The 23,193-nt window shown below is 61.4% G+C and carries 18 protein-coding genes; 9 read left to right on the top strand and 9 right to left on the bottom strand.

What is annotated here, in order from left to right; genetic code table 11:
* Positions 1 to 286 precede the first annotated feature (286 nt).
* The gene (locus ACWHXT_RS04030; protein WP_447527958.1) at positions 287 to 1,048 is read left to right on the top strand and encodes a M48 family metalloprotease; all 762 of its coding nucleotides are present in this window, start codon (positions 287 to 289) and stop codon (positions 1,046 to 1,048) included.
* Between the two features lie 95 nt (positions 1,049 to 1,143).
* Here the strand turns inward: ACWHXT_RS04030 and ACWHXT_RS04025 are convergent, their stop codons facing one another.
* A complete protein-coding gene (locus ACWHXT_RS04025) occupies positions 1,144 to 2,397 on the bottom strand; it encodes an NAD(P)/FAD-dependent oxidoreductase (RefSeq protein ID WP_447957337.1) in 1,254 nt (417 codons plus the stop codon).
* Between the two features lie 88 nt (positions 2,398 to 2,485).
* Here ACWHXT_RS04025 and ltaE point away from each other — a divergent pair, with 88 nt between their 5' ends.
* Positions 2,486 to 3,490: a low-specificity L-threonine aldolase gene (gene ltaE, locus ACWHXT_RS04020; RefSeq protein ID WP_447957336.1), complete on the top strand. Its 1,005-nt coding sequence runs from the start codon at positions 2,486 to 2,488 to the stop codon at positions 3,488 to 3,490.
* Positions 3,491 to 3,638: 148 nt separating this feature from the next.
* On the opposite strand, the gene fhuB is transcribed toward ltaE, so the two are convergent.
* Positions 3,639 to 5,618, bottom strand: coding sequence for a Fe(3+)-hydroxamate ABC transporter permease FhuB (gene fhuB, locus ACWHXT_RS04015; protein WP_447957335.1), 1,980 nt, complete (start codon positions 5,616 to 5,618; stop codon positions 3,639 to 3,641).
* A 163-nt stretch (positions 5,619 to 5,781) separates the two neighbouring features.
* Between fhuB and ACWHXT_RS04010 the strand changes: the two genes are divergently transcribed.
* Positions 5,782 to 6,549, top strand: a complete 768-nt coding sequence (locus ACWHXT_RS04010; RefSeq protein ID WP_447957334.1) for an ATP-binding cassette domain-containing protein — start codon at positions 5,782 to 5,784, stop codon at positions 6,547 to 6,549.
* Positions 6,550 to 6,657: 108 nt separating this feature from the next.
* Complete coding sequence (fhuF, locus tag ACWHXT_RS04005) at positions 6,658 to 7,428, top strand: siderophore-iron reductase FhuF (RefSeq protein ID WP_447957333.1); 771 nt, start codon at positions 6,658 to 6,660, stop codon at positions 7,426 to 7,428.
* Here fhuF and ACWHXT_RS04000 read toward each other — a convergent pair.
* The 3 genes from ACWHXT_RS04000 to ACWHXT_RS03990 all read right to left on the bottom strand — a co-directional run bounded on the left by ACWHXT_RS04000 (position 7,425) and on the right by ACWHXT_RS03990 (position 10,725).
* Positions 7,425 to 9,089 carry a multidrug ABC transporter permease/ATP-binding protein gene (locus ACWHXT_RS04000; protein ID WP_447957332.1) on the bottom strand — a complete coding sequence of 555 codons (1,665 nt, stop codon included), beginning with the start codon at positions 9,087 to 9,089 and terminating at the stop codon, positions 7,425 to 7,427. The genes fhuF and ACWHXT_RS04000 overlap by 4 nt on opposite strands.
* Positions 9,090 to 9,244: 155 nt before the next feature.
* Entirely contained in the window at positions 9,245 to 9,802 is a 558-nt protein-coding gene (locus ACWHXT_RS03995; protein ID WP_447957331.1) for a cytochrome b, read from the bottom strand.
* Between the two features lie 50 nt (positions 9,803 to 9,852).
* On the bottom strand, positions 9,853 to 10,725 hold the full coding sequence (locus tag ACWHXT_RS03990; RefSeq protein ID WP_447928194.1) for a LysR substrate-binding domain-containing protein: 873 nt from the start codon (positions 10,723 to 10,725) through the stop codon (positions 9,853 to 9,855).
* Between the two features lie 118 nt (positions 10,726 to 10,843).
* Here ACWHXT_RS03990 and ACWHXT_RS03985 point away from each other — a divergent pair, with 118 nt between their 5' ends.
* Positions 10,844 to 11,722 (top strand): DMT family transporter, encoded by an 879-nt coding sequence (locus ACWHXT_RS03985; RefSeq protein WP_447928193.1) that lies wholly within the window; start codon positions 10,844 to 10,846, stop codon positions 11,720 to 11,722.
* 133 nt (positions 11,723 to 11,855) lie between these two features.
* Here the strand turns inward: ACWHXT_RS03985 and ACWHXT_RS03980 are convergent, their stop codons facing one another.
* Together ACWHXT_RS03980 and ACWHXT_RS03975 are read right to left on the bottom strand one after the other, a co-directional pair.
* Entirely contained in the window at positions 11,856 to 12,641 is a 786-nt protein-coding gene (locus ACWHXT_RS03980) for an RsiV family protein (RefSeq protein WP_447957330.1), read from the bottom strand.
* A gap of 281 nt (positions 12,642 to 12,922) precedes the next feature.
* Entirely contained in the window at positions 12,923 to 14,356 is a 1,434-nt protein-coding gene (locus ACWHXT_RS03975) for a hypothetical protein (protein ID WP_447957329.1), read from the bottom strand.
* Between the two features lie 314 nt (positions 14,357 to 14,670).
* Between ACWHXT_RS03975 and ACWHXT_RS03970 the strand changes: the two genes are divergently transcribed.
* The 3 genes from ACWHXT_RS03970 to ACWHXT_RS03960 all read left to right on the top strand — a co-directional run bounded on the left by ACWHXT_RS03970 (position 14,671) and on the right by ACWHXT_RS03960 (position 19,054).
* Positions 14,671 to 15,048 (top strand): septal ring lytic transglycosylase RlpA family protein, encoded by a 378-nt coding sequence (locus ACWHXT_RS03970; protein WP_447928190.1) that lies wholly within the window; start codon positions 14,671 to 14,673, stop codon positions 15,046 to 15,048.
* A 217-nt stretch (positions 15,049 to 15,265) separates the two neighbouring features.
* Complete coding sequence (locus tag ACWHXT_RS03965; RefSeq protein ID WP_447957328.1) at positions 15,266 to 16,270, top strand: NADP-dependent oxidoreductase; 1,005 nt, start codon at positions 15,266 to 15,268, stop codon at positions 16,268 to 16,270.
* Positions 16,271 to 16,540: 270 nt separating this feature from the next.
* Positions 16,541 to 19,054: a glucose/quinate/shikimate family membrane-bound PQQ-dependent dehydrogenase gene (locus ACWHXT_RS03960; protein ID WP_447957327.1), complete on the top strand. Its 2,514-nt coding sequence runs from the start codon at positions 16,541 to 16,543 to the stop codon at positions 19,052 to 19,054.
* A 285-nt stretch (positions 19,055 to 19,339) separates the two neighbouring features.
* On the opposite strand, the gene ACWHXT_RS03955 is transcribed toward ACWHXT_RS03960, so the two are convergent.
* Positions 19,340 to 21,391: a TonB-dependent receptor family protein gene (locus tag ACWHXT_RS03955; protein WP_447957326.1), complete on the bottom strand. Its 2,052-nt coding sequence runs from the start codon at positions 21,389 to 21,391 to the stop codon at positions 19,340 to 19,342.
* A 267-nt stretch (positions 21,392 to 21,658) separates the two neighbouring features.
* Here ACWHXT_RS03955 and ACWHXT_RS03950 point away from each other — a divergent pair, with 267 nt between their 5' ends.
* Positions 21,659 to 21,832: a YqaE/Pmp3 family membrane protein gene (locus ACWHXT_RS03950; RefSeq protein WP_447928186.1), complete on the top strand. Its 174-nt coding sequence runs from the start codon at positions 21,659 to 21,661 to the stop codon at positions 21,830 to 21,832.
* 74 nt (positions 21,833 to 21,906) lie between these two features.
* On the opposite strand, the gene ACWHXT_RS03945 is transcribed toward ACWHXT_RS03950, so the two are convergent.
* A complete protein-coding gene (locus ACWHXT_RS03945; RefSeq protein WP_447957325.1) occupies positions 21,907 to 23,172 on the bottom strand; it encodes a dicarboxylate/amino acid:cation symporter in 1,266 nt (421 codons plus the stop codon).
* Positions 23,173 to 23,193: the final 21 nt, after the last annotated feature.

The raw sequence follows: 23,193 nt of genomic DNA, 5'->3' as shown, positions 1-23,193 counted from the left end.
TATTTTACAATAATTTATATAAATAATTGACTAAAATCCTGATAAAAGTGCCGATAAAGCGCCTCTTTTACCAAACCTGCTAAAGCCCTCATTCCATGGTTGACCTGCTCTCTTTAGCCGCCTTCCTGGCGCTTTCTCATAAAAATCCATAAAGCTTCATAGCGACTTAGCGCGTTTTTAAAATGGGTGGTCCTCCTATACATTCTCGGTTAACATTAGTTAGCCTCGAACAGGCTTTACTAATTCAAAAAGTGTTTAAACAAGCTCATTCATTAAGGAACTGACAATGCAGACCCCGTTTTTAGGATCGAAAACCCGCTACGCATTAACCTTGAGCGCCGTATTGGCGATGAGCGGCTGTCAATCTGGCGCAGACCTGGGGGGCCTGATGTCAGCGGGCACCAATATGGCCGGCGCCGCCATGATGTCCGATCAGCAAATCCAACAGATCGGCGATCAAACCATTGCACAGCTGGACGCCGAAAGTCAGTTGGTGGACACCAATAGTCAATACGCTACCCGCCTGCAGCGCTTGACCCAAGGCTGGGAAGAAGTGGAAGGCCACCAGTTAGACTTCAACGTTTATCAGCAGTCCGAAATGAACGCTTTCGCCGTACCGAACGGCTCTATCCGCCTCTATAGCGGGCTGATGGATGAAATGAACGATGACGAAGTTCGCTACGTCATCGCCCACGAGATCGGCCACGTCGCACTGGGTCATTCCAAAAAAGCCTTCCAGGTGGCCTACGCCGCCTCTGCTGCCCGTGAAGCCGCCGTTTCAAGCGGTAGCTCTACCGCAGCGGTACTGTCCTCCTCGGAGCTTGGTGATCTGGGCGAAGAGCTCATCAATGCCCAGTTCTCGCAAAGCCAGGAGAACGAAGCCGACGATTACGCCCTGCAAATGCTGCAGAGCCAAAACCTGAATGCCGAGGCATCGGTCTCCGCGCTGCGCAAAATGGAAGCGCAATACGGTAATAACAGCAGCTTCTTCTCCAGCCACCCGGCGCCGGGTGATCGGGCCAGCCGGCTATCCAACTCGCTCAATTAATCGCCCAGCCCAAGGCGTCTACCCGTCATTCGGGTAGACGCCTTTTCACGCCTCGTCACGTTTTCCTGCTCGGTAAAGCCCATGCGAGCCGCTGCTCATGGGTGAGAAGGTACGGGGTCGTGTTCATCGGCAGGCTCGCTTAACCGCCGCTCGAAAGAAAAGAAGGCGGCCAGCGGGTGGGTGGTCCCCTCGATCAGAGCGCGCAGCAGCGGTGCGCCCATCATCGAATAGGTGATACCGTTGCCGCCGTAGGCCAGCGCGAAATGCACGTGCGGCCCCCAGCGTTCGACGGGGCCAAAATACGGCAGCCCGTCGTCGGTCTCGGCGAACGTACCGGCCCAGCAGAAGGTCGGGTTGATCGCAAGCCCAGGCCAAAGCGACTCGACCTTGCGGGCGAGCCCATGGGCTTTTTCCATCACGCGTTCGTCGCGGCGCTTGGGCACATCGTTGTCGTCGTCATCACCGCCGACCAAAAGCCGCCCTTCATCGGTGGAACGCATATAGAGATAGGGCCTGGCAGACTCCCACACCAGGGTATGGCGAAGCTTGCCCAGCACCTGTGGCGCAATGGGGTCGGTCACGAAGGCGTAGCTGCTGCGGTTTTTCGCCACCGGCTTGTCGAGCCAGCGCTGTGATTCATAACCCGCCGCTATAATCACCTTTTTAGCGCGCACCCGGGCAGCATTTTTCAAGGTAACCACCACCCCCTGCTCATCGGGCGAAAGACTCGCCACTTCGGTACGATCGAATACCTCGCCACCCTGGCGTTGTACACGCTCGAAAAGCCGGTACGCCATCAGGTAAGGGTCCAGGCTCGCAGCGAGCTTCGAAAGAATCGCGCAGGGCGCCTCGATAGCGTAGCGCTCATAAAGCGCCTCGCGATCCAGCCACTCCATGTCGAAGCCGTGCTTGTCACGCAGCGCGTACTCGGCCTTCAAGGCGTCGACATCGTCTTCGCTCGAGGCGTAGTAGAGGCTTTCCTGGCGCTCGAAGGAGACCTTGCCAAGCTCACCGGCCAGCCGCTCGAGCGATAAAATCGCCTCGCCGCAGCCTTGATAGGCCATCACCGCGTGGGGCTCGTCATACCGTTTGGCAAGCTCCACCATGTGGGTATCGATTTCATACTGCAAAAGCGCGGTGCTCGCCGCGGAGCTGCCCCAGCCGATATCGCGACGCTCGAAGACGACCACGTGGTGGCCGTGCTGGCTAAGCTCATCGGCGATCAGCGCGCCGGTAATGCCACCGCCGATGACAACGACGTCGCAGGTATGGTCGTGGTCCAGTTGGGGAAAGGAAACAAGCAGGCCATTTTTTACCGCCCAGAACGGATAACCGCTTTTAAGATCCATTTAATTGCCTTCTCAAGGTTGTCCTGTTAACCATAGTGTCTGGACAAAGAATTGTCCTTACGCCGCATGAAAAGTAGAGGAGCCTGGCATGATTGATTTACGAAGCGATACCGTCACGCGCCCGAGCAGCGCCATGCGCGAGGCGATGCTGGCCGCCCCGGTGGGCGACGACGTCTGGGGCGACGACCCCACTGTCAACGCCTTCCAGCGCCATCTTGCCCAGCGTACCGGCAAGGAGGCGGCCCTACTCTTCCCCAGCGGCACGCAGAGCAACCTGGTCGCCCTGATGGCCCACTGCGAGCGCGGCGACGAATACATCGTGGGACAGAATGCCCACACCTACCGCTATGAAGGCGGCGGCGCTGCGGTGCTGGGCAGTATTCAGCCCCAGCCCATCGAAAACGCGCCGGATGGCAGCTTGCCGCTGGAGAAAATAGCCGCTGCGGTCAAGGCCGACGATATCCACTTCGCGCGCACGCGCTTGTTGGCGCTCGAAAATACTATCGGCGGTAAGGTGCTGCCTTTCGAGTACATTCAGCGCGCCACCGCGCTTGCCCGCGAACACGGCCTGGCCACCCACCTGGACGGCGCGCGTCTTTTCAACGCCGCGGTGGCAACAGACACCTCGCTCGAAACACTTTGCGCGCCCTTCGATAGCGTGTCGCTGTGCTTTTCCAAAGGGTTGGGCGCGCCGATCGGCTCGGCGCTGGTCGGCTCCCACGCGCTGATCGATAAAGCCCGGCGCTGGCGTAAGGTGGTGGGCGGCGGTATGCGCCAGGCGGGCATCATTGCCGCCGCCTGCCAGCACGCCCTAGACCACCACGTGGCAGATTTGGCCGACGACCACCGCCGGGCCGCACGCCTGGGCGAAGGGCTGGCCGCGCTGCCCGGCATTACGGTGACTTCACAAGCGACCAACATGGTGTTCGCCCAGGTCGACAAAGGCCATGTCGAGGGACTGGCCAAGTGGCTCGAAGAACACGACATTTTGCTCGACCTGCTTTACGCCACCCGGTTTGTCGTACACCGCGATATTAGTGACGACGATATCGAGCGCGTGCTCGAGGTGATGCAGGCGTATTTCGACCGCTAGGGTCCGTCTGAAAAGTCGACGAGCGAAGACAAGACAAGGCAAAAATTGGCGAAAAAACGGAGTTTACATGTGTAAATGAGTATTTTGAGCCAATTTTTAACGCCGTATTGTCGAGCGCAGACACTTTTCAGACAGAGCCTCAGCCGGCCTACAGGCGGCGCAGCCCCCACATAAAGTAGGCGCCACCAATGAGCGAGGCGACCAGGCCCGCTGGAATGTCGTAGGGAAACATCACCTGGCGGCCGATGAAATCCGCCAGCACCATCAGCAGCATACCAATAAGCCCCGCGCCCAAAAGATGCCACCAGGCGCGGGAGAAACCGGCCAGGCGTGCCATGTGCGGGGCCAAAAGCCCTATGAACGAAAGCGGGCCGACGACCAGGGTGGCGCAGGCGGTCAGCACCGCCACCAGTAACAGCAAGGCCAGCCGGGCCCGGTTCAAGCCAATGCCCAGGCCCCGCGCGGTGGCCGCCCCCAGCGGTAGAATATCCAGCCAACGGGTAAAGGGCAGCGCCAAGAGAAGCAGCCCGGCGGCGGCAGCCCCCACCAGCAGCGCGCTTTGAACATCCACGTAGTAGGTCGAGCCGGCAAGCCAGGCGATTACCTGCTGGCCGCGCGGGTCGCCGCCGGCCAAAATCACGCCGCGCACTGCATCGAACAGAGCGCTGACCGCCACGCCGCTCAGCAGCAGGCGCTCGGGCAGAAAGCCGCTTCTCTTGTTGAGCAGGACCAGAAGCGCCAGGGTCGCCAGCGCGCCTAACGTCCCCACCCCCACCAACTGGGCACTCCCCGGCGTGGGCAGCCAGTAGATGCCCAGAATCAGCGCAATGGCGCAGCCCCCACTGATACCCAGCACCTCGGGGCTTGCCATGGGGTTGGCCGAAAGACGCTGCAAAAGGGTGCCCGCCACCGCCAGCATCAAACCGCTAGCCGCCGCGGCCATCACACGGGGCGCGCGCCACTCCATTACTGCCGCGTCGAAGGGCGACACCAGGTTAAGGCCGTGGCCGCTTTGGCCAACCGTTAACCCCAGCAAAGCCGCGCCCGCCAGCAAAAGCAGCAGCCAAAGGGCCCGCCGCCCGGGTGCCGAATGGCGCAGCATGGTCACCCCCGTGGCCTGCGGGGGCTGATCGCTTTGCAGCTTCAAGCGCGGGATCAGCCAAAGCAGCAGCGGCGCGCCCAGGGCGCCAGTAATCGCCCCGGTCGGCAGCAGCGTGGCAAGCTGGCCGGAGAAGCGTTGCAGCAACAAGTCGGTGGTGGCGAGCAACACCGCGCCCAGCACCACCGAGTAGAGCATGCGCGACCCCAGCCGTCGCGCCCCGGCCATGCGTACGATGTTCGGCGCCGCCAGGCCGATAAAGCCCACGATCCCCACCACGCTGACCACGCTTGCGGTGATGAAAACGGCCAGCCCCAGCCCGGTCAGGCGCAAATATTTAAGCGAAAGCCCGAGGCTTTTGGCGCTGGCGTCGTCGAGCTCCAACACCGCCAGCGGGCGGATCAATAGCACGGCGGCCACCCCGCTCAGCAAAAGCCTGAGCGAGAGTGTGGCCACGCCCTCCCAGCCGTTTTGCGCCAGCGACCCCGCGCTCCAGATCAAAAGCCCCGCCAGGGTTTCGTGGTTGAACAGTAAAAGCGCGGTGGCCAGTGCCCCAAGGTAAAGGTTGACCACAAGCCCTGCCAGTACCACCACAACCGGCGCCAGCCGGCGCTTCCAGGCAAGCCCGAACACCAGCGCCATGGCAGCCGCGCCGCCGCCAAGTGCCACCCACTCGCGCCCGTAAACCAAAAGCCCGGGGGCCAGCAGCGTCGCCATCATCAGGCCGAGATTGGCACCCGAGGCGACGCCCAGGGTGGTGGGCGAGGCCAGCGGGTTACGCAACACCTGCTGCATCAACACCCCGGCAAGGGCCAATGCGCCGCCGGCCAGCAGCGCGATTAAAAACCGCGGCCACCAGGTAAAATGAAGCAGCAGCGCCTCGGCGCTGGCAAAATCCGGGCTAAAAAGCCCGCTAACACTGTCGGCAACGCCGCCCTGCTCCGCCAAGGCCAGCGCCAGCAACAAAAGCAGCGGCAGGCCGAGTAGGACACAGGTGGTAAAGGGGGTGACGCGAAGTTTTAGTGACATGCCGACCCAACGCCTAAAAGAGCAGTCAATACAGGAGCAAGCGTTGTCATGGAGCAGCCCGGTCGGCAAGAAGTGAGAGAAAATAATTCAAGCGCAGGATTCTAAATGATAAGTATTAACACTACAATTGGACGATCAATTCGCCAAACCACGGGAGCCGCGCATGTTCGAGGTCTTGAACGCAAGCTTTACCATTGCCGGCAAGCCTTTGCTTCACGCCATCGAGCACACCTTCGAGCAGGGCAAGGTCGTCGGTCTGATCGGCCATAACGGCTCGGGTAAATCGACGCTGATCAAGCTGCTCGCGCAGCAGCAGCCGCTCACCGAAGGCGCCATCCACTTCGACCAGCGCCCGCTGTCCCAGTGGGGCCACCGCGAGTTCGCCCGTCAGGTGGCCTACCTGCCCCAACAGCTACCCAGCGCGGAGAACCTGACCAGCCGCGAGCTGATCGGCTTTGGCCGCTACCCCTGGCACGGGCTTTTGGGCCGCCATACCCAAAAAGATAAAGCCGCGATCGAGCGCGCCATTTACCTGACCCATACCGAGGCCTTCGCTGACCGGCTAGTCGATACGCTCTCCGGCGGCGAACGCCAGCGGGTGTGGCTTGCCATGCTGCTCGCCCAGGGCAGCCGGTTTTTGCTGCTGGACGAACCGCTGGCCGCGCTGGACATCGCCCATCAGGTCGAGGTGCTGGCGCTGGTGCGCAAGCTCTGCGACGAGCTCGATCTGGGCGTGATCATCGTACTGCACGATATCAACATGGCCTCGCGCTACTGTGACGAACTGATCGCGCTGCACAGCGGCCGTTTGCTGGCCCAGGGCACGCCCGGGGAGCTGATGCACGCGCCGACCCTGGAGGCGATTTACGGGTTGCCCATGCAGGTCATCGACCACCCAAGCGGCCACCACTCCATTGCCGTGGCCCAGTAAGTGCGTAAAGTGATCGGCCTACGGGTTTAACTGATAACCATTATCGACTAATCTGGTCAACGTAGAACACGCCGGGGCGCTGCCCCGCCCTGGATGAGGAAAGCGACGATGCCCTTGGCCCTACGCGAACCCGAACCCCGGCGCCCCGCCACCCTGGCCGAGTGCTACACCGACCGTTTGGCCCATTTGGCGCCGCCGCACATTGGCGGCGAGCCGCCCCCGGGGGCAATAAAGGCCGCGCGCTGGCGCAACCCGGCGCTATTGGAGCAGGACATCGCGCAGTACGCCGCCCAGTTTCCCGGTGGCAACCGCCGCGCCATCGTCTCGCTTTGGTCGAAGTGGCTGTTCAGCACGCTGACCGTGCCCACCGTGGTCTCGCACCTGCTGCTCGACCGGGCACTGCCGGTTAGCCTGGACGAGGCTTACGTGCTACTCAACGCCCAGGGCTGCGCCCAGGGGCTCTGGCTTGCCCAGGGCGGCGAGCCGGTTACCACCCATGACCCGGCCAAGCGCTTTGCCGCGCTGATCGACGGCCACTGGGCGCCGCTGATCGAACGGCTATCCGCGCTTTCCGGCGCCGCGCCCCGGGTATTCTGGAGCAATGCCGGCGGCTACCTCGACTACTACGTCAATCTGTTGGCCGAGCACCCTTTCGTGCAGCCAGCCGCTTTGAAGGACGCCCGGGCGCTTTTGGAATCGCGCACCCTCGACGGCCAACGCAACCCGCTCTACCAGCCGGTGAAAAGTTTCACGCCCAAGGGGTCGGATGAAGTGAAGCAAGTGCGCAAGCTTTGCTGCTTGCGCTACCTGCTGGACGAGTTCGAGGTGTGCAGCAACTGCCCGCTCGAGGGCTGCGACCGACGCGCCCGCAAGCGCTAGCCGCCGGGGCAGATCTGCGCCACGGCGTCCGCGCTTGCCTGCTGACGCTGCTCTCCGGTTAGCTCGATCAACTCCCCCTTCGCCATTTCCAAAAGCCGGTCGGCGTGCACGAAGTAGCTGTCGTCGTGGCTGATCGCGAACACGGTTTTTCCCATCGCCTTTAGATGCGGCAACAGCTCACGGTAGAAAAGCCGCCGGAATTGCGGGTCCTGGTCCGCCGCCCACTCATCGAGCAGCAGCACATCGCGCTCTTCGGCAATGGCCAGCAGCAGCGCTAGGCGCTTTTTCTGGCCCTGGGAGAGGGTCGGGTTGGTGACGCGGTCATCCTGCCACGCAAGCTTTTGCGTCATCTGCAGCCGCTCGAGCCAGCGAGCCACCAGCGCCGGCTCAGCGGCACCGCCCCCCGGGCCCATTAGTTGGTCGAAGGCGTGGAAGTCGGTAAATACGCTGGCAAAGCGGGCGCGAAAGGCGTCCCACTCGGCGGCACCGATGCGCTGGTCGTCGATTTGAATGTAGCCGCTTTGTGGGCGGTACAGCCCGGAAATAAGCCGCGCCAGCGTCGACTTGCCGCTGCCGTTACCGCCAATCAGAAATACCTGCTCGCCGCGCTGAAGGGTCAAATTCAACGGCCCCACCTGAAAGGCGTTTTGCGCGCCCCCCTCGCCTTCGTAGCGGTAGACCACGTCAACCAGCTCGATACGCTGCCAGGTTTTAAGCGTATCCTCGACCTCGAAACCGGGCCGGTACTCGGTAAGCTCGAGGCTTTTGAGTTTATCGAATGCTACCTGGGCGCTGATCAGCGTAGGCCAGGCGCCAATGGCCTGAATCAAAGGGGTGCGCAGGAAAAGCAGCGTTAGCGCGAAGGTCGCCGCCGTGGCCTGGCCCGCCCACCCCAGCACGTTGGCCATGAAAAACACCACGCCGATCGCACCGAGCATCATGATGTTCGACCAGTTATTGGCGCTTAAGTGGTAGGTATCCGCGCGAATGATATGGTGGCGGTAGGTCCTGGCGTTCGCCGTGTAGGTGTCGTCGAAAAAACGCTGCGCTCGCGCGCGGTTGAGCGCTAGTTCCTTGCGCCCTTCGATAGCGGTCTGGTAGTCCCGGTATAAAAGATCTTCGCTTTCGCGCACCAGATGAAAGTGGCGGTACACCTTGGACACCAGTAACCAGCCAATCCCCATGGTAGCCGCCATCCAGGCCACCGTTACCAGCACCATCTCCGGCGAAAGCCACGCAAGATACGCCACGCACGCCACGCTCATCACGATGCCCTGCACGAGTTCCGGCAGGCGTACGAAGCCAATGGTGATGTTGCGCACGTCGCTTGAAAGGCTCGCCAAAAGCGTGGCGCTACCGGCCCGCTCGAGGCGCTCGATATCGGTATCCAGCATGCGTTTCAAAAGCCGGGAGCGCAGGTTATAAACGAAGTAGTGACCCAATAGCGTGAGCGCGAGCTGGGTGGCCAGGGTGACCGCCAAAAGCAGTGTCAAAAGTCCCATGAAGGGCAGCAGTACGGAGAAGGTACTCTCAGAGGTGATCAAACGCTGGTTGATGAAGGCGATGACCCCCACCCCTAACCCGGCGCTTAGAAGGCTCAACCCCATGGCGCCAAGAAAGGCCCAGCGGTAGTGCGTAAAGACGACCCGCAACAACTCCATTAGAGACTCCCCCGTGGTGTAGGCCGCGAATTGTGACGCACTCACCCGCCAAGTCAATCAGCAAGTGATTGTCATTTTCACTTACCTATACCCGTTCAAGCCCTCAGGAAAAGATCGGCAGCGCCATACCCTTGCTCCCTTGAAGCCGCCCTGGATCAGTCGAACAGGCTCATCCGCTTGGTGACGTTGTCGCGTTTGATACGCCAGTGGATCATCGCACCGCCCACGTGAAGTACCACCAGCACCAAAATGGCCCAGCCAAGCAGTTCGTGCCAGCCGAAAAGCGTTTGGGAGAGCGCGGCGTTCTCACTGAGAAAACCGGGCAAGTGCCAGCTGAAAAACTCGACGGGGTAGCCGCCGGTGGCCGTCGCCGCCCAGCCGATCAGCGGCATTAGCACCAGCGCGATGTACAAAAGGTGATGGACGCTTTTACTGACGATGCGCTCGAACGCATTCAGGGGCGGATCATGATCCGGTACCACGAAGGCGATGCGCGTGATGATACGCAGGGTCATCAGTAGCAAGATCGTCACGCCCAGGGTTTTATGCCCGGTGTACAGGAAGTTGGTGAGGGTCGTTCCCAAAAAATCGGCCGTCCGCTCGAGGCCCCAGGTGCCGAGCGTTAGTCCCGTGGCCAATGACACCAGTACCGCCGCCGCCACCAGCCAGTGCAGCACCCTGTGCGGGTAAATATAGTGATCCAACTCGTGCATCGCTTGCTCCTGACGCCTAAATCCTTATGAGTAAAACGCTGCCCCTAACCTTATAACGCTTCGCCAATGGCCGCTAGCTGTTCGCGAATTAACTCTCCCAGCCGGCGGGCAGGCTCGGTGGGCCGATGCGGCGCGCGGTGCAGGGCAAGCTCGATGGAAGGAAGCGTGGGCAGCCCACTCGACTCGTCCAGCGGGCGAAGCGAAGGTGTGAGCATGCTGCGGGTCACCACCACCACCGCAAGACCAGCGGTCACGATCGGCGCAAGCCCGGCCATCGACTGGCTGGTATAGGCCACGCGCCAGTCGCGCCCCGCCGCCTGCAGGGCCTGCTCGGCCACTTCGCGAAACACGTCCGCGCCGGGGGAATAAAGCGCCAAAGGGATCGGGTCGCTCAAAAGTGGCTGCTGGTTCATGCCCACCGCCCATAAAAGCGGCTCGCGCCGGATCACCTCGCCGCCGGGTGAGTTACGTTGGCGCGTGACCAGCGCCAGATCGATGTCGGCATTTTTGACCTGCTCCACCAGATGCGCGCTGGTTCCACAAATCACCGTCAGCCCCACCGCCGGGTAAAGCTGGTGAAAGTAGGCGAACACCGACGGCAAAAGCGAGGCGTAATCCTCGGGAATGCCCAGGGTCAGATCCCCGGTTACCTGGCGGGCCTGCATATCGCTAAAGGCTTCGTCGTTCAACGCCAGCAAGCGCCTGGCGTGGGCTAAAAGCCGCTCCCCTTCCTGGGTAAAGCGTAGCCGCCGGCCTTCCCGTTCATGCAGCGTCAAATCCAGCTGCGCTTCCAGGCGTTGCAGCTGCATGCTGACCGTGGACTGGGTATAGGCCAAGCGTTTGGCCGCCGCGGTGACGCTGCCGGTGTCGGCAATGGCCACCACCGTGCGAAGCAGCGACAGGTCAAAAATGGGTGCGCGCATATATCACCACTATTGATAGGTATCATCACTAAAGATCGATATTGTGATGTTTCACTAAGGATTATGCTTATCACCACTGACAGAAGGCAAGGTTTGTTTATATAGAAGGAGCTGCTCCATGCAACGCGTTCACACCCCCGTCCTCCCCTCTCGCGGATACAGTATCGGCGCCGCCCTCATCGCGGTCGCGCTCTGGAGCGTAGCACCGCTGCTGGCGGAGATGGCGCATACGTCGACACCGCTACAGTTGACCGCTTTGACGCTTTTGGCCGGGGCGCTTGCCACACTGCCGCTGAGCCGCAAGACCGGTGTGAGCACGTTGAGCATGGGATGGCGCATTAGCGTGTGGGTGGGCGTACCACTGCTCATTCTAGGCGCGGTGAGCAGCTACTTTATCGGCATGCGGCTGGCCCCGGCAGCGGAAGCCGCGCTGATCACTTACACCTGGCCGGTGCTTTTCGTACTGCTTAGCCAGTACAGCCGCTTCAAGAAACTGCGCATCGAAGGCGTGATCGGCGCGTTGATCGCGTTTTCCGGCGCCTCGCTCTTGTTGCTGCCCCAGGCCATTAGCGGCGGGCTGGGTGGTGAAGTCACCGGCTACGCGATCGCGCTGTTATCGGCATGCTGCTGGGCGCTCTACTCCTGGTTCGGGCAAACCGCCCCGGTCGCGCTGACTCCGCTTCTACCGCGCCTTTTATTGATTGCCTGCGCCCTGGCCACCGGCGCGAGCCTGACCCTTGAAGCCAACCTGACCCTGCCAAGCGGCGAAGCGCTGCTGGCCGGTATCGCACTGGGCCTTGGGCCTTACGGCATCGCCATGGTCGCCTGGGACAAGGCGCTGCGCTGGGGGCATTCGAGTCTGGTCGGCAGCCTGGCCTACGGCGTGCCGATTCTCGCCGCGCTGCTTTTGGTGTTGGCCGGCATGAGCGTACTCGACTGGCGCCTGCCCACCGCCGCCGTATTGGTCGTGGTTGGCTGTCTAAAAGCGGGCCGCTAATCAAGGCACCTTCTCTTACTCGGCGAGCCCAAAACACGCCTTTCTATCAACAAAAAAACCGCCACGACAACGTGGCGGTTTTTCGTTCTGCGCTTGAAGGACCTGTGTTAAACGCCAGAGACGCTACCCCGGCTTATTGATCCAGGTAGCGCGGCTTGGCAATCCCCTCGAGCGCGTCGAGCGGGATTTCCAGTTCTGGCTGGCCCACCGCGTAGGGGGCGATCTCGTAGACGTCGAACTTCACCACCCAGTGATCCTCCATGGGCGCGACGTTGCGATGATCACTCAGCGGCCAGTTGGCGGCAAAGGTGTCGTCCTGGTCGATGTCGCTCAACCAACGCTGGTGCGCCTCGCCTACCAACTGCTCGAAGGCGGCCTCGCGACCGTCGATCAGCATGTCGTCCAGGCCGACCGTGCGCGCCTGGCGCTCATCGATCACCATGAACTCGGTGGCGGGCAGGCCATGCGCCTGGCCGTTGAAGTAGGCGTCGCTATTGAGTTCGATGATCAATACATCGTTGTAACGACCCACGACATCGGCTTCCAGCAACACCTCGCTGGCGCCGCCATCGGGCATGGGCATACCGTGGCGGCTTGCCTGCTCGAAAAAGTCGTTGGCGTAGCCTGCCCAAGTGGGTACGGACGCGCTGCCCTCGACCGGCGTATTCGCGCGCTCGCTCGGGGCCAGCGCGATCAAGCGGCTGCGAAGCTCGCGAGTAAGCCCTAAGGACTTGGGAAACTCGAGTGCGGAGACGCGCACCTGGGCGCAGTTCTCGCCTTGACACTCGGGCGCGACGAACTGCTTCTCCTGGGCCAGCGTTACGATGGCGTAAGGCTCGACCGGCGCGTTTGGATGACTTTGGCAGCCGGTAAGTACCAGCGCGGCCGTGGCCAGTACGCCCCCTGTAATACGTTGCATAGTAGATCCCTTTTGAGTTCTATCCTTTTAGCGTCGCCTGTCACCATTCAATAACCGTAGCGACCCTATAAATGTAAACGCCCTTGCCGCACAAAGCGAACAAGGGCGTTACGGAGAGCCAATGAAGGCTATCGACGCTTAGGCTCTGTCTGAAAAGTGTCTGCGCTCGACAATACAGCGTTAAAAATGGGCTCAGAATGCTCATTTACTCGGTGTAAACTCCGCTTCTTCGCCAATTTTTGCTTTGTCTTGCCTTCGCTCGCCGGCTTTTCAGACAGACCCTAGGCGTCCGGCTGCATCTCGGTGGGCTCGGCCTGGAAGGAGAGCTGGAACAGACCGCTGCCATAGGAGCTATACCCGCGGGCGTGCACGGTGTAGCGTCCCGGCAAAAGCGATACGTCGAGCAGCGCGTCGGTTCCACCACCGCTGTCGTCATCGGTGTAGGAAACTCCATCGCCGGTGAGCTCCAGGTAGGCGTCGAAATCCGTGGAGTCCATGGCAATCGTCACCGCCGAGCTCTCTTCCAGCTCGATCTGATAGAGCACGTCTTCGCCGCTGTACCAGCCGTTGAGCGTTTCACCGATGCCAAGGTCGCCACCGTTTTGAAGTTCGACGTCGTCGGGTAGCTCGCTGCTTTCTACTGAAAGCGAGAAAAGCCCCCCACTCCCGCTTTCATAAGGCGTACGCGCGGTAATTTGATAGGTGCCCGGCGCCAAAAAGTCACTCAACCGAGCGTCCAAACCGTCGCCGCCGTCGTCGTTTTCACGGTAGTAGCCGCTTTCGTCGCCAAGCTCCAAAAACGCGTCGATATCGTCAGACGTCATATCGATCTGATAGATACCCGCCTCTTCGATGTCGAGCGTGTACGCCAACGGCTGGTCGCTGTACCACCCGTTGAGCGTTTCACCCGGCGCGATCGGGCCATCGTTTCGAAGCTCCCCGGCTTGAAGGTCACTAGCCTCGGCGGTCAGCGTGTACATGCCGCTGCCCGAGCCGTAAGTCTGTGCCCTGACGGTATAGTCCCCCGGCGCCAGGAAGTCAGCGATCTGCGCATCGAGATTGCCGCCGCTGTCGTCGTCTTCACGCTGGTAGCCGTTCGGGCCTTCGATGGTCAGATAAGCGTCGAAATCCTCCGAGCGCATATCGATCTGGTAAAGACCTGCTTCCTCGATGGTGAGGGTCACGACCTCCTCCCGGCCCTGCAGCCAACGATCCGAAGGCTCCCCCATCGTGAGCGTATCGCTCTCGCTTAGCTCGACGGTGCGCGGGTAGAGCGTGAACGGGCCGTAGCTGCTGGCGTCCTGGCCACTCACGACCACGATGTAATCGCCGGCTTCTTCAACGCGGTAGCGCAGCGTCTCGGCGCTATCCAACAGTTGCAGCTGGTCGTCATAAAGCGAGGTCACCCCTAAAAGCGCCCCGCTCAGGCTCAGTTCAATAAGGGTGTCTTCTTCGAGCGACAGCGCATAGCGCATCGAGCGGCTACCGTCCTTGCCATTGAGCTCGGCGCTTGATGTGAGCTCGCCGCGAAGGCGCTCATCGAGGGTCAAATGATCGAGCCCGCGAAGCGCCTCGGGCCCCTGCTCGGTCTCGGACGCCTCGGGTTCGGGGTCGGAGACAAGATCCAGCCCTGGCACGACCTGGGCGATCAAAAAGCCGGCCAGGGCGCCGCCTAAAACACCCACTACGAGCGTTAACGAAGAATTATTAGCCATGAGATACCCTTTTAGGACCACTATTCGAGTACGAAATATAGTCGCATAGCTTTGCTTACATGACACCTTACTTATAAAGCGCGCAGCCATTTTTTTAATCGCGGGCCAACGCCTATCCCCTTGATGAATGGGGCGCTTTAACTGACTGATCTCACTTAAAGAGTGCTCCATTGAACTAAAATCGTAACTTGGGGTACATCTTCGCCGAATATCGCAAAGCTTGCTGAATGTAAACCAGGGCGGTAACATTCCCGGGCCTATCAGGCAACTTTCCAAAAGAATGCCGGATCGACATTAATAGCTGAGGTACTCCAATGGGAGCCCATGCAAGAACCCTAAAGAAAAGCCTATTCGCGGTTTTATTGAGCATCGCTTCAAGTAGCGTCCTGGCCCAGGGCGTCGATCTACAGGGAGGCGAGGCCTCGTTTTATAGCGACCGTTTCCAGGGGGCGACCACCGCCAGCGGCGACTCTTTCGACCAGCAGGCGCTGACCGCCGCCCACCCAAGCCTTCCCTTTGGCAGCAAGGTACTGGTGACCCGCCCGGATACCGGCCAGGAAGTCGAAGTACTGATCAACGACCGCGGCCCCTTCGTTCAAGGCCGGATCATCGACCTTTCCAAACGCGCCGCCCGCGAGCTAGGCATGGTGCGCCGCGGTACGGCACCGGTGATGCTCACACTGATCAACTAGCCGCCCGCCGAACTCAACGGCTAACGCACCCACCCTCGTGCGCTACCCCTTGGGTTAACCCATTATTTTAAAAGACCTTCTCGCTACAAAGCGGCCCGCCATCGGGCCGCTTTTTTAATTCATGAGCGATTGGCGAACTAGCGCCAGTACTTATAGTCTTTAATGGTACCTGGCTTAATGTCAGCTTTTAAATCGATCCATCCAGCAGGAGGCGACGATGCAGTCACGCTATTTTACGTTGACCGATTACCCGCAAGGGCTACCCAGCCGCGAGCTTTTCAAGCTGGAAACCGAAGAGCTTCAACCCCTCGGCCCGGGTGAAGTGCGCATCCAAAACCACTGGCTGTCCGTTGACCCCTACATGCGCGGGCGCATGAGCGGCGTGCGTACCTACGTTGCGCCCTTCGAGCTTGGCAAGCCCATGGAAGGGGGCGCGATCGGCGAGGTCATCGAATCCAACGATGAGAAACTGAAAGCCGGCGATAAAGTCAGCCACATGGGTGGCTGGCGCGATGTGGCCCAGGTGCCCGGCGAAGGCGTTACCAAGCTGCCCGACCACGACGTTCCCGACCAGGCCTACCTGGGTGTGCTGGGCATGCCGGGCATGACCGCCTGGACCGGCCTTAACCTGATTGCCGAGTGCAAACCCGGCGACAACGTGCTGGTAAGTGCGGCCAGCGGCGCAGTGGGCTCGCTCGCTGTGCAGCTCGCCAAGGCCAAGGGCTGCCACGTGGTGGGCATTGCCGGTGCGGCGCACAAGCTCGCCTGGCTCGAATCGATGGGTGTCGAGCCGGTCAGCTACAAGGATCGCACCGCCCAGGAACTCAGCGACGCCATCAAGCTTGCTAGCCCCGAAGGCATCGACGTCTACTACGAAAACGTCGGCAGCACCTGCCTCGAGGCCGCCCTCGATCAGCTCAACGAAGGCGCGCGGATTGCCGTGTGCGGCATGATCGATAGCTACAACGAGCGCAAACCCGGCCACGGCCCGGGCAACCTGTTTCAGATCGTGGCGCGCAGGGCGAAAATGCAGGGCTTTATCGTGGCCGATCACTGGTCCAACTACAGCTACTTCCTCAACGAGGTGGCGCCGCACGTTGCCGAGGGCAAATTCGACTATCAGGAAACCGTGGAAGAGGGTCTCGAGCGCACGCCGGACGCTTTTTTGGCACTTTTCGAAGGCGGCAATACCGGCAAAATGCTGGTCAAGCTGACCGACTAACGCCCTCTTTTTAACCACTTTTTCTTCCCGCCTGCCAAGGCCGCCGCCCTCGAGCGGCGGCCTTTTCTTGTGAAAAGAGCGTTAAACTCGTTCGACCAATAGCGAATTGACGCTTAAAATACGACGTCCTCCAACGCGCGCTAACCCATTGACCCTATCGATGATTGACCCCTATCGGTGATTGACCCTATCGATGGGTTAGCGCACGTCAAGAAGGTTAGCCGGCCTTGGTGTCGGCTAACCGCTAAAGCGTTATCACAAGGGAATTCTATGAACGATAAAAGACGCGCCCGCAGCCCCTGGCCGGGCCTATTGCTGGGTGTTGTACTGGGCATCGCGGGGATGGCGCTGGCCATCGGCGGCGTAAAGCTGCTCAGCCTGGGCGGTAGCGCCTATTACTTGATCGCCGGTATTAGCGTACTGGCCACCGGCTTACTGCTGGCACTGCGCAAAGGCGCCGCGCTTTGGCTTTTTGCCGCTACTTTGCTGGCCACGCTGGTCTGGGCGCTTTGGGAAGTGGGCCTTGACTGGTGGCAGCTGGTACCCCGCGTGGCGATTCCCTGTTTGATCGCGATCATTATGCTGCTGCCCTGGTGGCGCAAGCCGCTCGATTCTCGCGGCGGAAGTCTGGCGCTGACGCTTGGCGTCGTGGCCTCCATTGGCGTGGCCATTGCTAGCCAATTCACCTCCCCCGGCGTTGTGGAAGGCAATCTGGCCGAGAACCGCTCGAATGGCGACATCAACCCCGCCCAGGTAGCCGGCGATGACTGGCCCGCTTATGGCGGCACCAATGCCGGCACCCATTACTCCTCGCTCGATCAGATCACGCTCGACAATATTGGCGAGCTCGAAGAGGTATGGCGCATTCAAACCGGCGACGAGCCCGGCCCCAACGCGCCGCCGGAAATCACCAACCAGAACACGCCGCTGAAGGTCAACGACGCGCTGTATATCTGCACCTCGCACAGCCGCGCCGTGGCACTGTCGCCGGAAACCGGCGAAACCCTGTGGCAGTTCGACCCCGAGATCAGCACCATGGGCGCCGAGAACTTCTCCGGCTGGGCCCACATGACCTGCCGTGGGCTTGCCTATTATGACGCCGCCAACTACGCCGGCGGCGAGTCCGACGAAAGCGCCACCGAGACCAGCGCAGAAGCAGCCGGCTCTTCGGAGCTTTACGCCGATGCCAGCGCCTTCGCCGTCGACGTGACGCTGCTCGAAGAACTGGCGGGCTCTACCGGCAGCGAGCCTTCCCTGCTGCTTAGCCAGACCGATGTCATGTGCCCGCGCCGGCTCTATCTGCCCACCGCCGATGCCCGCCTGATCGCGCTGAACGCCGATACCGGCGAGCGCTGCGCCGGATTTGGCGACAACGGCGAGGTCGATCTGACCCGCAATATCGGCGGCTTCGATCCGGGCGGCTACTACTCCACATCCCCTGCTACCGTGACCGAAAACCTGGTGATTCTGGGCGGCCACGTGACCGACAATAGCTCCACCGACGAGCCTTCCGGCGTGATCCGCGCCTTTGACGTGCGCACCGGCGAGCTGGTCTGGAACTGGGACAGCGGCAATCCGGAAGAGACTCAGCCGATCGCAGAGGACGAAACCTACACACGCAACTCGCCCAACGTCTGGCCGCCGATTAGCGTCGATGAAGAACTAGGACTTGTGTACCTGCCCATGGGCAACGCCACACCGGACCAGTTCGGCGCCAACCGCACCGAGAACGACGAAACCTACAGCGCCGGTCTCGTGGCGCTGGAACTCGATACCGGCCAAGTGGCCTGGGTCTATCAGTTCGTTCACCATGACCTTTGGGACATGGACATGCCCGCCCAGCCGGTGCTGATCGACCTGGCCACCGCGGACGGCACCCAGCCTGCGGTGATTCAGCCCACCAAGCAGGGCAGCCTTTACGTGCTCAACCGGGAGACCGGCGAGGCGATCGTGCCGATCGAGGAAATTCCCGTTCCGCAAGGCGCGGTAGAAGGCGACTGGACCGCCGAAACCCAGCCCCGCTCGGCACTGAACCTGCTGCCGGCGCCGCTCACCGAGCGCGACATGTGGGGAGCGACCCCGTTCGACCAGATGATGTGTCGTATTCGCTTCAACTCGCTCCGCTACGAAGGCCAGTACACACCGCCGTCGCTCGAGGGCAGCATCGTCTACCCGGGCAACGTGGGCGTGATGAACTGGGGCGGCGTGGCCATCGACCCGCAGCGTCAGGCACTGTTCACCGGCGCCAAGTATCTGGCGTTCGTCTCCACCCTGGTACCGCGGGACGAAGTCGAAGGCGAACAGGGCTCGGCCAGCGAACAGGGCCTTCAGCCCAACGCCGGTGCACCCTACGCCGTCGAGCTCGGCCCGCTGCTGTCGATTTTCAACCTGCCCTGCCAGGCACCCTCCTGGGGTGACGTTGCCGGTATCGACCTGCAAAGCGCCGAGGTTGTCTGGAAGCATCCCAACGGCACCACCCGGGACAGCATGCCTTTCGGCCTGCCCATTGGTCTGCCGGTCGGCGTGCCGGCACTCGGCGGCCCGCTGACCACCGCCGGCGGCGTGACCTTCATGAGCGGCACGCTGGATCAGTACCTGCGCGGCTACAACCTGGAAACCGGCGAGGAGGTCTTCAAGGCCCGCCTGCCCGCCGGCGGTCAGGCCACCCCGATGACCTACACCGGCGCCGACGGCCGCCAGTACGTGGTGGTCAGCGCCGGCGGTCACGGCACCTTCGGCACCAAAATGGGGGATTACGTGATCGGCTACGCGCTGCCCGAGTAACCCCCGCCTGACCGGATGCTTCATCCGGTCGTCCTCCAACAAAACGGGCAGCCCTTGGGCTGCCCGTTTTTTAGTGCAAAGCGCTTGCTACTCACCCGCGTCTCGGGCTGCCCGTAGCGGGGGTCTTTCGCCAGGGATGGCGAAAGTAGCGTACAAGGAGGTATTCACAGCGCCCCCGCGTAGGGTAGCGCGAGACCGCACCCAAACTGGCATCTGTTGGTTCAGTCACCGAAAACGGGCAGCCCCAGGGCTGCCCGTTTTCACTTTAACGACCGGCCTGGCTGACTAGAACGCAAGCTCCACGCCGCCGTAGACGCTGCGCCCGGGGGCCGGCTCATAGTAGCGCGCGTAGGAGCCGTTCAGGCGCACGTTGGAAAAGTGTTCCCGATCGAAAATGTTTCTAAGCCCGACGAAAGCGTTGAGCCGCGAGCGCTCGTCGAGCTGCCAGCCGTCCCCCACCCGCAGGTTCACCAGCCAGTAGCTGTCCGCCTCGACCTCGTTGGCGTTATCCGCTTTCAAGCCACCGATGTACTCGGTCTCGAGGGTGGCAAACCGCTCGTTTGCGCCTTCCCAGGTCAACTGGCTGATCCAGGTCTGCTCCGGCAGGCCCGGAATACGGTTGCCGTCGAAGCGCTCAGAAGGCGTGGCAAACTCATCGAAAGTGTAGCGGGCAAGCGTAAGTGCGCTGTCCACGCGCCACTGGTCAAAAAACTGCCAGCCAAGCGAGAGCTCCATGCCGTCGCGGTCGGTATTACCGGCGTTTTGGTAGAACGTGCGCCCGCCCTCGTCATAAGGCACCAGCTCATCGCGCACGCGCACCGAAAACAGCGCCAGGTCGTAATCCAGCGCCAGCGGGGCCACGTAGCCGCGCAGGCCCACTTCGCGATTCCAGGATTTTTGCGGCTCTACGCTTGGGTTGAAGCCGCCGCCGCCGGCGGGGTTAGCGAACTCGGCAAAGGTGGGCGTCTCGAACGCCGTGCCGGTATTGATGTACGCCTGATGCTGCGGGCGGTAGCGGTAACTAAGCCCGGCGGAGCCGCTCCACTCGTTGAAGGTCTGGTCGCCGCTTTGGTCGCCATCCGCGAGAAAACGGTCATCCACCTCGAGCTTGACTCGATCGAAGCGCGCGCCCAGCGAAAGCGTCAGCGCCTCCGAAAGGCCCAGGTCGCCCTGAGCGAACACGCCGGTCGAGGTCGCGGTCTGCTTTTCATCATTGACCTGCTCGCCGACCGCACCGCTTGAATTGACGTCGTTACGAAAGCGGTCGTCCTTTTGGCGGGCAGCGTCCACGCCGACGATATAATCCAGCGGCAACGCGCCCAACTCTACGGAGTGGTGATACTCGGTGCTTAGTCCCATGTAGTCGCGCTCATAGCCCAGGCGGCTGTCACCCACGTAGGGGAGCTGCTGCTCGAAATCGCGCTGGGCGTAAAAGCCCTTGATGTAAAGCTCGCCCGGGCCCGCGCTCAAGTCCTCGTACTGCAAACCGACCATCTGCTGGTCCACGTTCTGGTGGGCATCCAGGGCATTCGCGTTCGGCGCGGCCTGGTCGCGACCGCGGGCGACCTCAGAGGCGTTGAGCGCCCCCGGGTCTTCCGAGCGCGGATTTTCCAAGAGGTTGACGATGGCGGTCAGCGCGCGGTCGCTGCCCAGTTCCCGGCGCAGCTTGGCGTTGAGCAGGTACTTTTCGGTGGAGCTCTGCTCGCGGTAGCCATCCACATTCAGCCCCGAAAGGCTCACGTGGTGCGACCAGTCGCCGTTTTGGCCACCGTTTTGCAGCGAAAGCTTCTGGTAGCCGTCGCTACCCGCCTCGACGCGCACGCTCGAACCCGGATTGGTCCGGCCATCGGCGGTGGTGATATCGATCACCCCGCCGGCGGCGTTGCCGTAAAGCACGGATGAGGGCCCGCGAATGACTTCGATGCGCTCGGCACTGTCCAGGTCGATGGCATCGAGCTGGGCCTGGCCATCGGGCAGCGTGTAGGGAATGCCGTCGACACGCACGGTAATACCCCGCACGCCAAACGGAGCGCGGGCGCCAAAGCCGCGAATGGCGATACGCTGGCCCTGGGCGAAGTTATCGCGGTTTTGCACGAACACCCCTGGCACGCGAACGAGGGACTCGTCCAGACGTACGCGCTGCTGCCCGCGGCTGATCTCGTCACCCTCCAGCGTCGAAACCGCGGCGGGGGTGGCGTAAAGCTCCCGCGAAAGGCGCGGGGCGCTCACTTCAAGCGTAGGGAGCGCGGTGGCCTCCGATGCGGGGGCCTGGGCCAGAGAGGGGCTCGTAGCCACGGCGCTTGCAAGCATAACGGAGGAGGACAACAGCTTATTCATGGCATCTCATCGTGGTCGTACGGTAAAAAGGCAGAACCCTTACGAAAAGGTAGCGCTTATTGTAAACCGAGACTGCGCTTTGAAAGAAACCGGCAAGGCCGCATAAAAATTAACGCAAAATATTCGCTGGGCCGAGCACCGGTCACTACACTTGTGCAGGTAGCCAGGTAACAAGCCGCTATTTTTACAAGCACGGGTTTTTACAAGCCTGGGTTTTACAAACACGGGTTTTTACAAGCACAGGTTGATAAGCACAGGAGGCTTACCATGGCATTGACCGCCACAGACCCCATCAAGATGCTGTTCGCTATACTACTGCCCCCGCTGGGCGTATTTCTCGAAGTCGGCCTTAAAGGTCACTTCTGGCTGAACATTCTGCTCACCCTGTTCGGCTTCATTCCGGGCATCATCCACGCCTTTTACGTCATATTGAAGTACTGACCCACCCCGTTTAAACGTATCAAACGACAAGGGCGCCTTTCGGCGCCCTTGTCGTTTTCAAGCCTATGACCTTGTCATGTTCGTTCCGGCGCAGGCGCCTCAGAGGTCTGAGGTTCGTCGTCAAGCGTCTGGCCTTCGCTGCGCGCTATCAGCGTCGTACCCGCTAAATCGCCGGTGACGTTCAGCGCGGTCGCGCCCATGCCCACCAGCGCATCGATGGCGGTCAAAAGCCCCACCACCTCGATTGGAAGCCCCACCTGGGTGAACACCGTCGAGATCATGATGATGCCCGCGCCGGGCACCCCAGCGGTGCCGATCGACACCAGCGTACCGATCAAAACGATCTGCACCATGCTGGCAAAATCGAGCGGCGCACCGATCACGTTGGCGGCGAATACCGCAGAAATCGCGATGCGAATGGCCGCGCCATCCATGTTCATGGTGGCGCCCAGCGGCAAGCTAAAGCCGTAAATGCTTTTCGAAACGCCCAGCCGATGCGCCGCGTTCACGGTCAGCGGCAGCGTGCCGGAACTGCTTTGGGTGGCAAACGCCGTGGCCATGGGGGTTCGCGCCTCGCGGAAAAACGTGCCCAGACGCACGCCGAAAAGGCGCATCGCCACGCAGTAAAGGGCGAGCTGCACGGCAAGCGCAATGTAGAGCACCACGACCATATCGCCCAGCGCCAGCAGCGTATCGAGCCCCTGCTGGCTTACGGTGCCCGCCACGATAGCGAATACGCCAATCGGCACGTAGTGTAAAACCCCCGCCATCACCTTGAGCGTGACCTCGTTCAGCGCCTCGATCACCCCGTAAAGGCGATCGCCCATCGCTTGTTGGCTCGGGGACTGGCGCATTTTCAAAAGCGCGATGCCAAACACCAGCGCGGTAAAGATGATGCCCAGCATGTTCAACTCGGTGAAGGCGCCAAACATGTTGTTGGGTACGATATTCAGCAGGGCATCCACCACGCCGGGGTTATCCGGCACCGAGAAACTCATGTTCTCCTCGGGCGTGGTGTTACTGCCGGGGCTGAAAAGCGACGCGACGGCCAAACCCACGATGATCGCCAGCGCCGACGAGGCCAGATAATAGAGCAGCACCTTGCCGCCAATTCGCCCAACGCTGCCCTCCTGGGACTGATTGATCCCGACCATCAGCGTGAACAGCACGATCGGTACGATCAGAAAGGTCAGAAGGCGCAGCAGCAGATCGCCCAGCGGCGCCAGCCAACCGGCCAGCGTCTCGCCGCCGAAAAGGCCCACCGCGACCCCTAACACCAGCGCAATGCTGACGCGCAAAATCAGCGAGGTGCGCATATAGCCGTTTAACAACGCTTTCATAATCCCTGCCTCGGTAAAAAG

The sequence above is a fragment of the Vreelandella halophytica genome, assembly GCF_968193635.1.
This window is presented reverse-complemented; position numbering and strand designations above follow the sequence as displayed.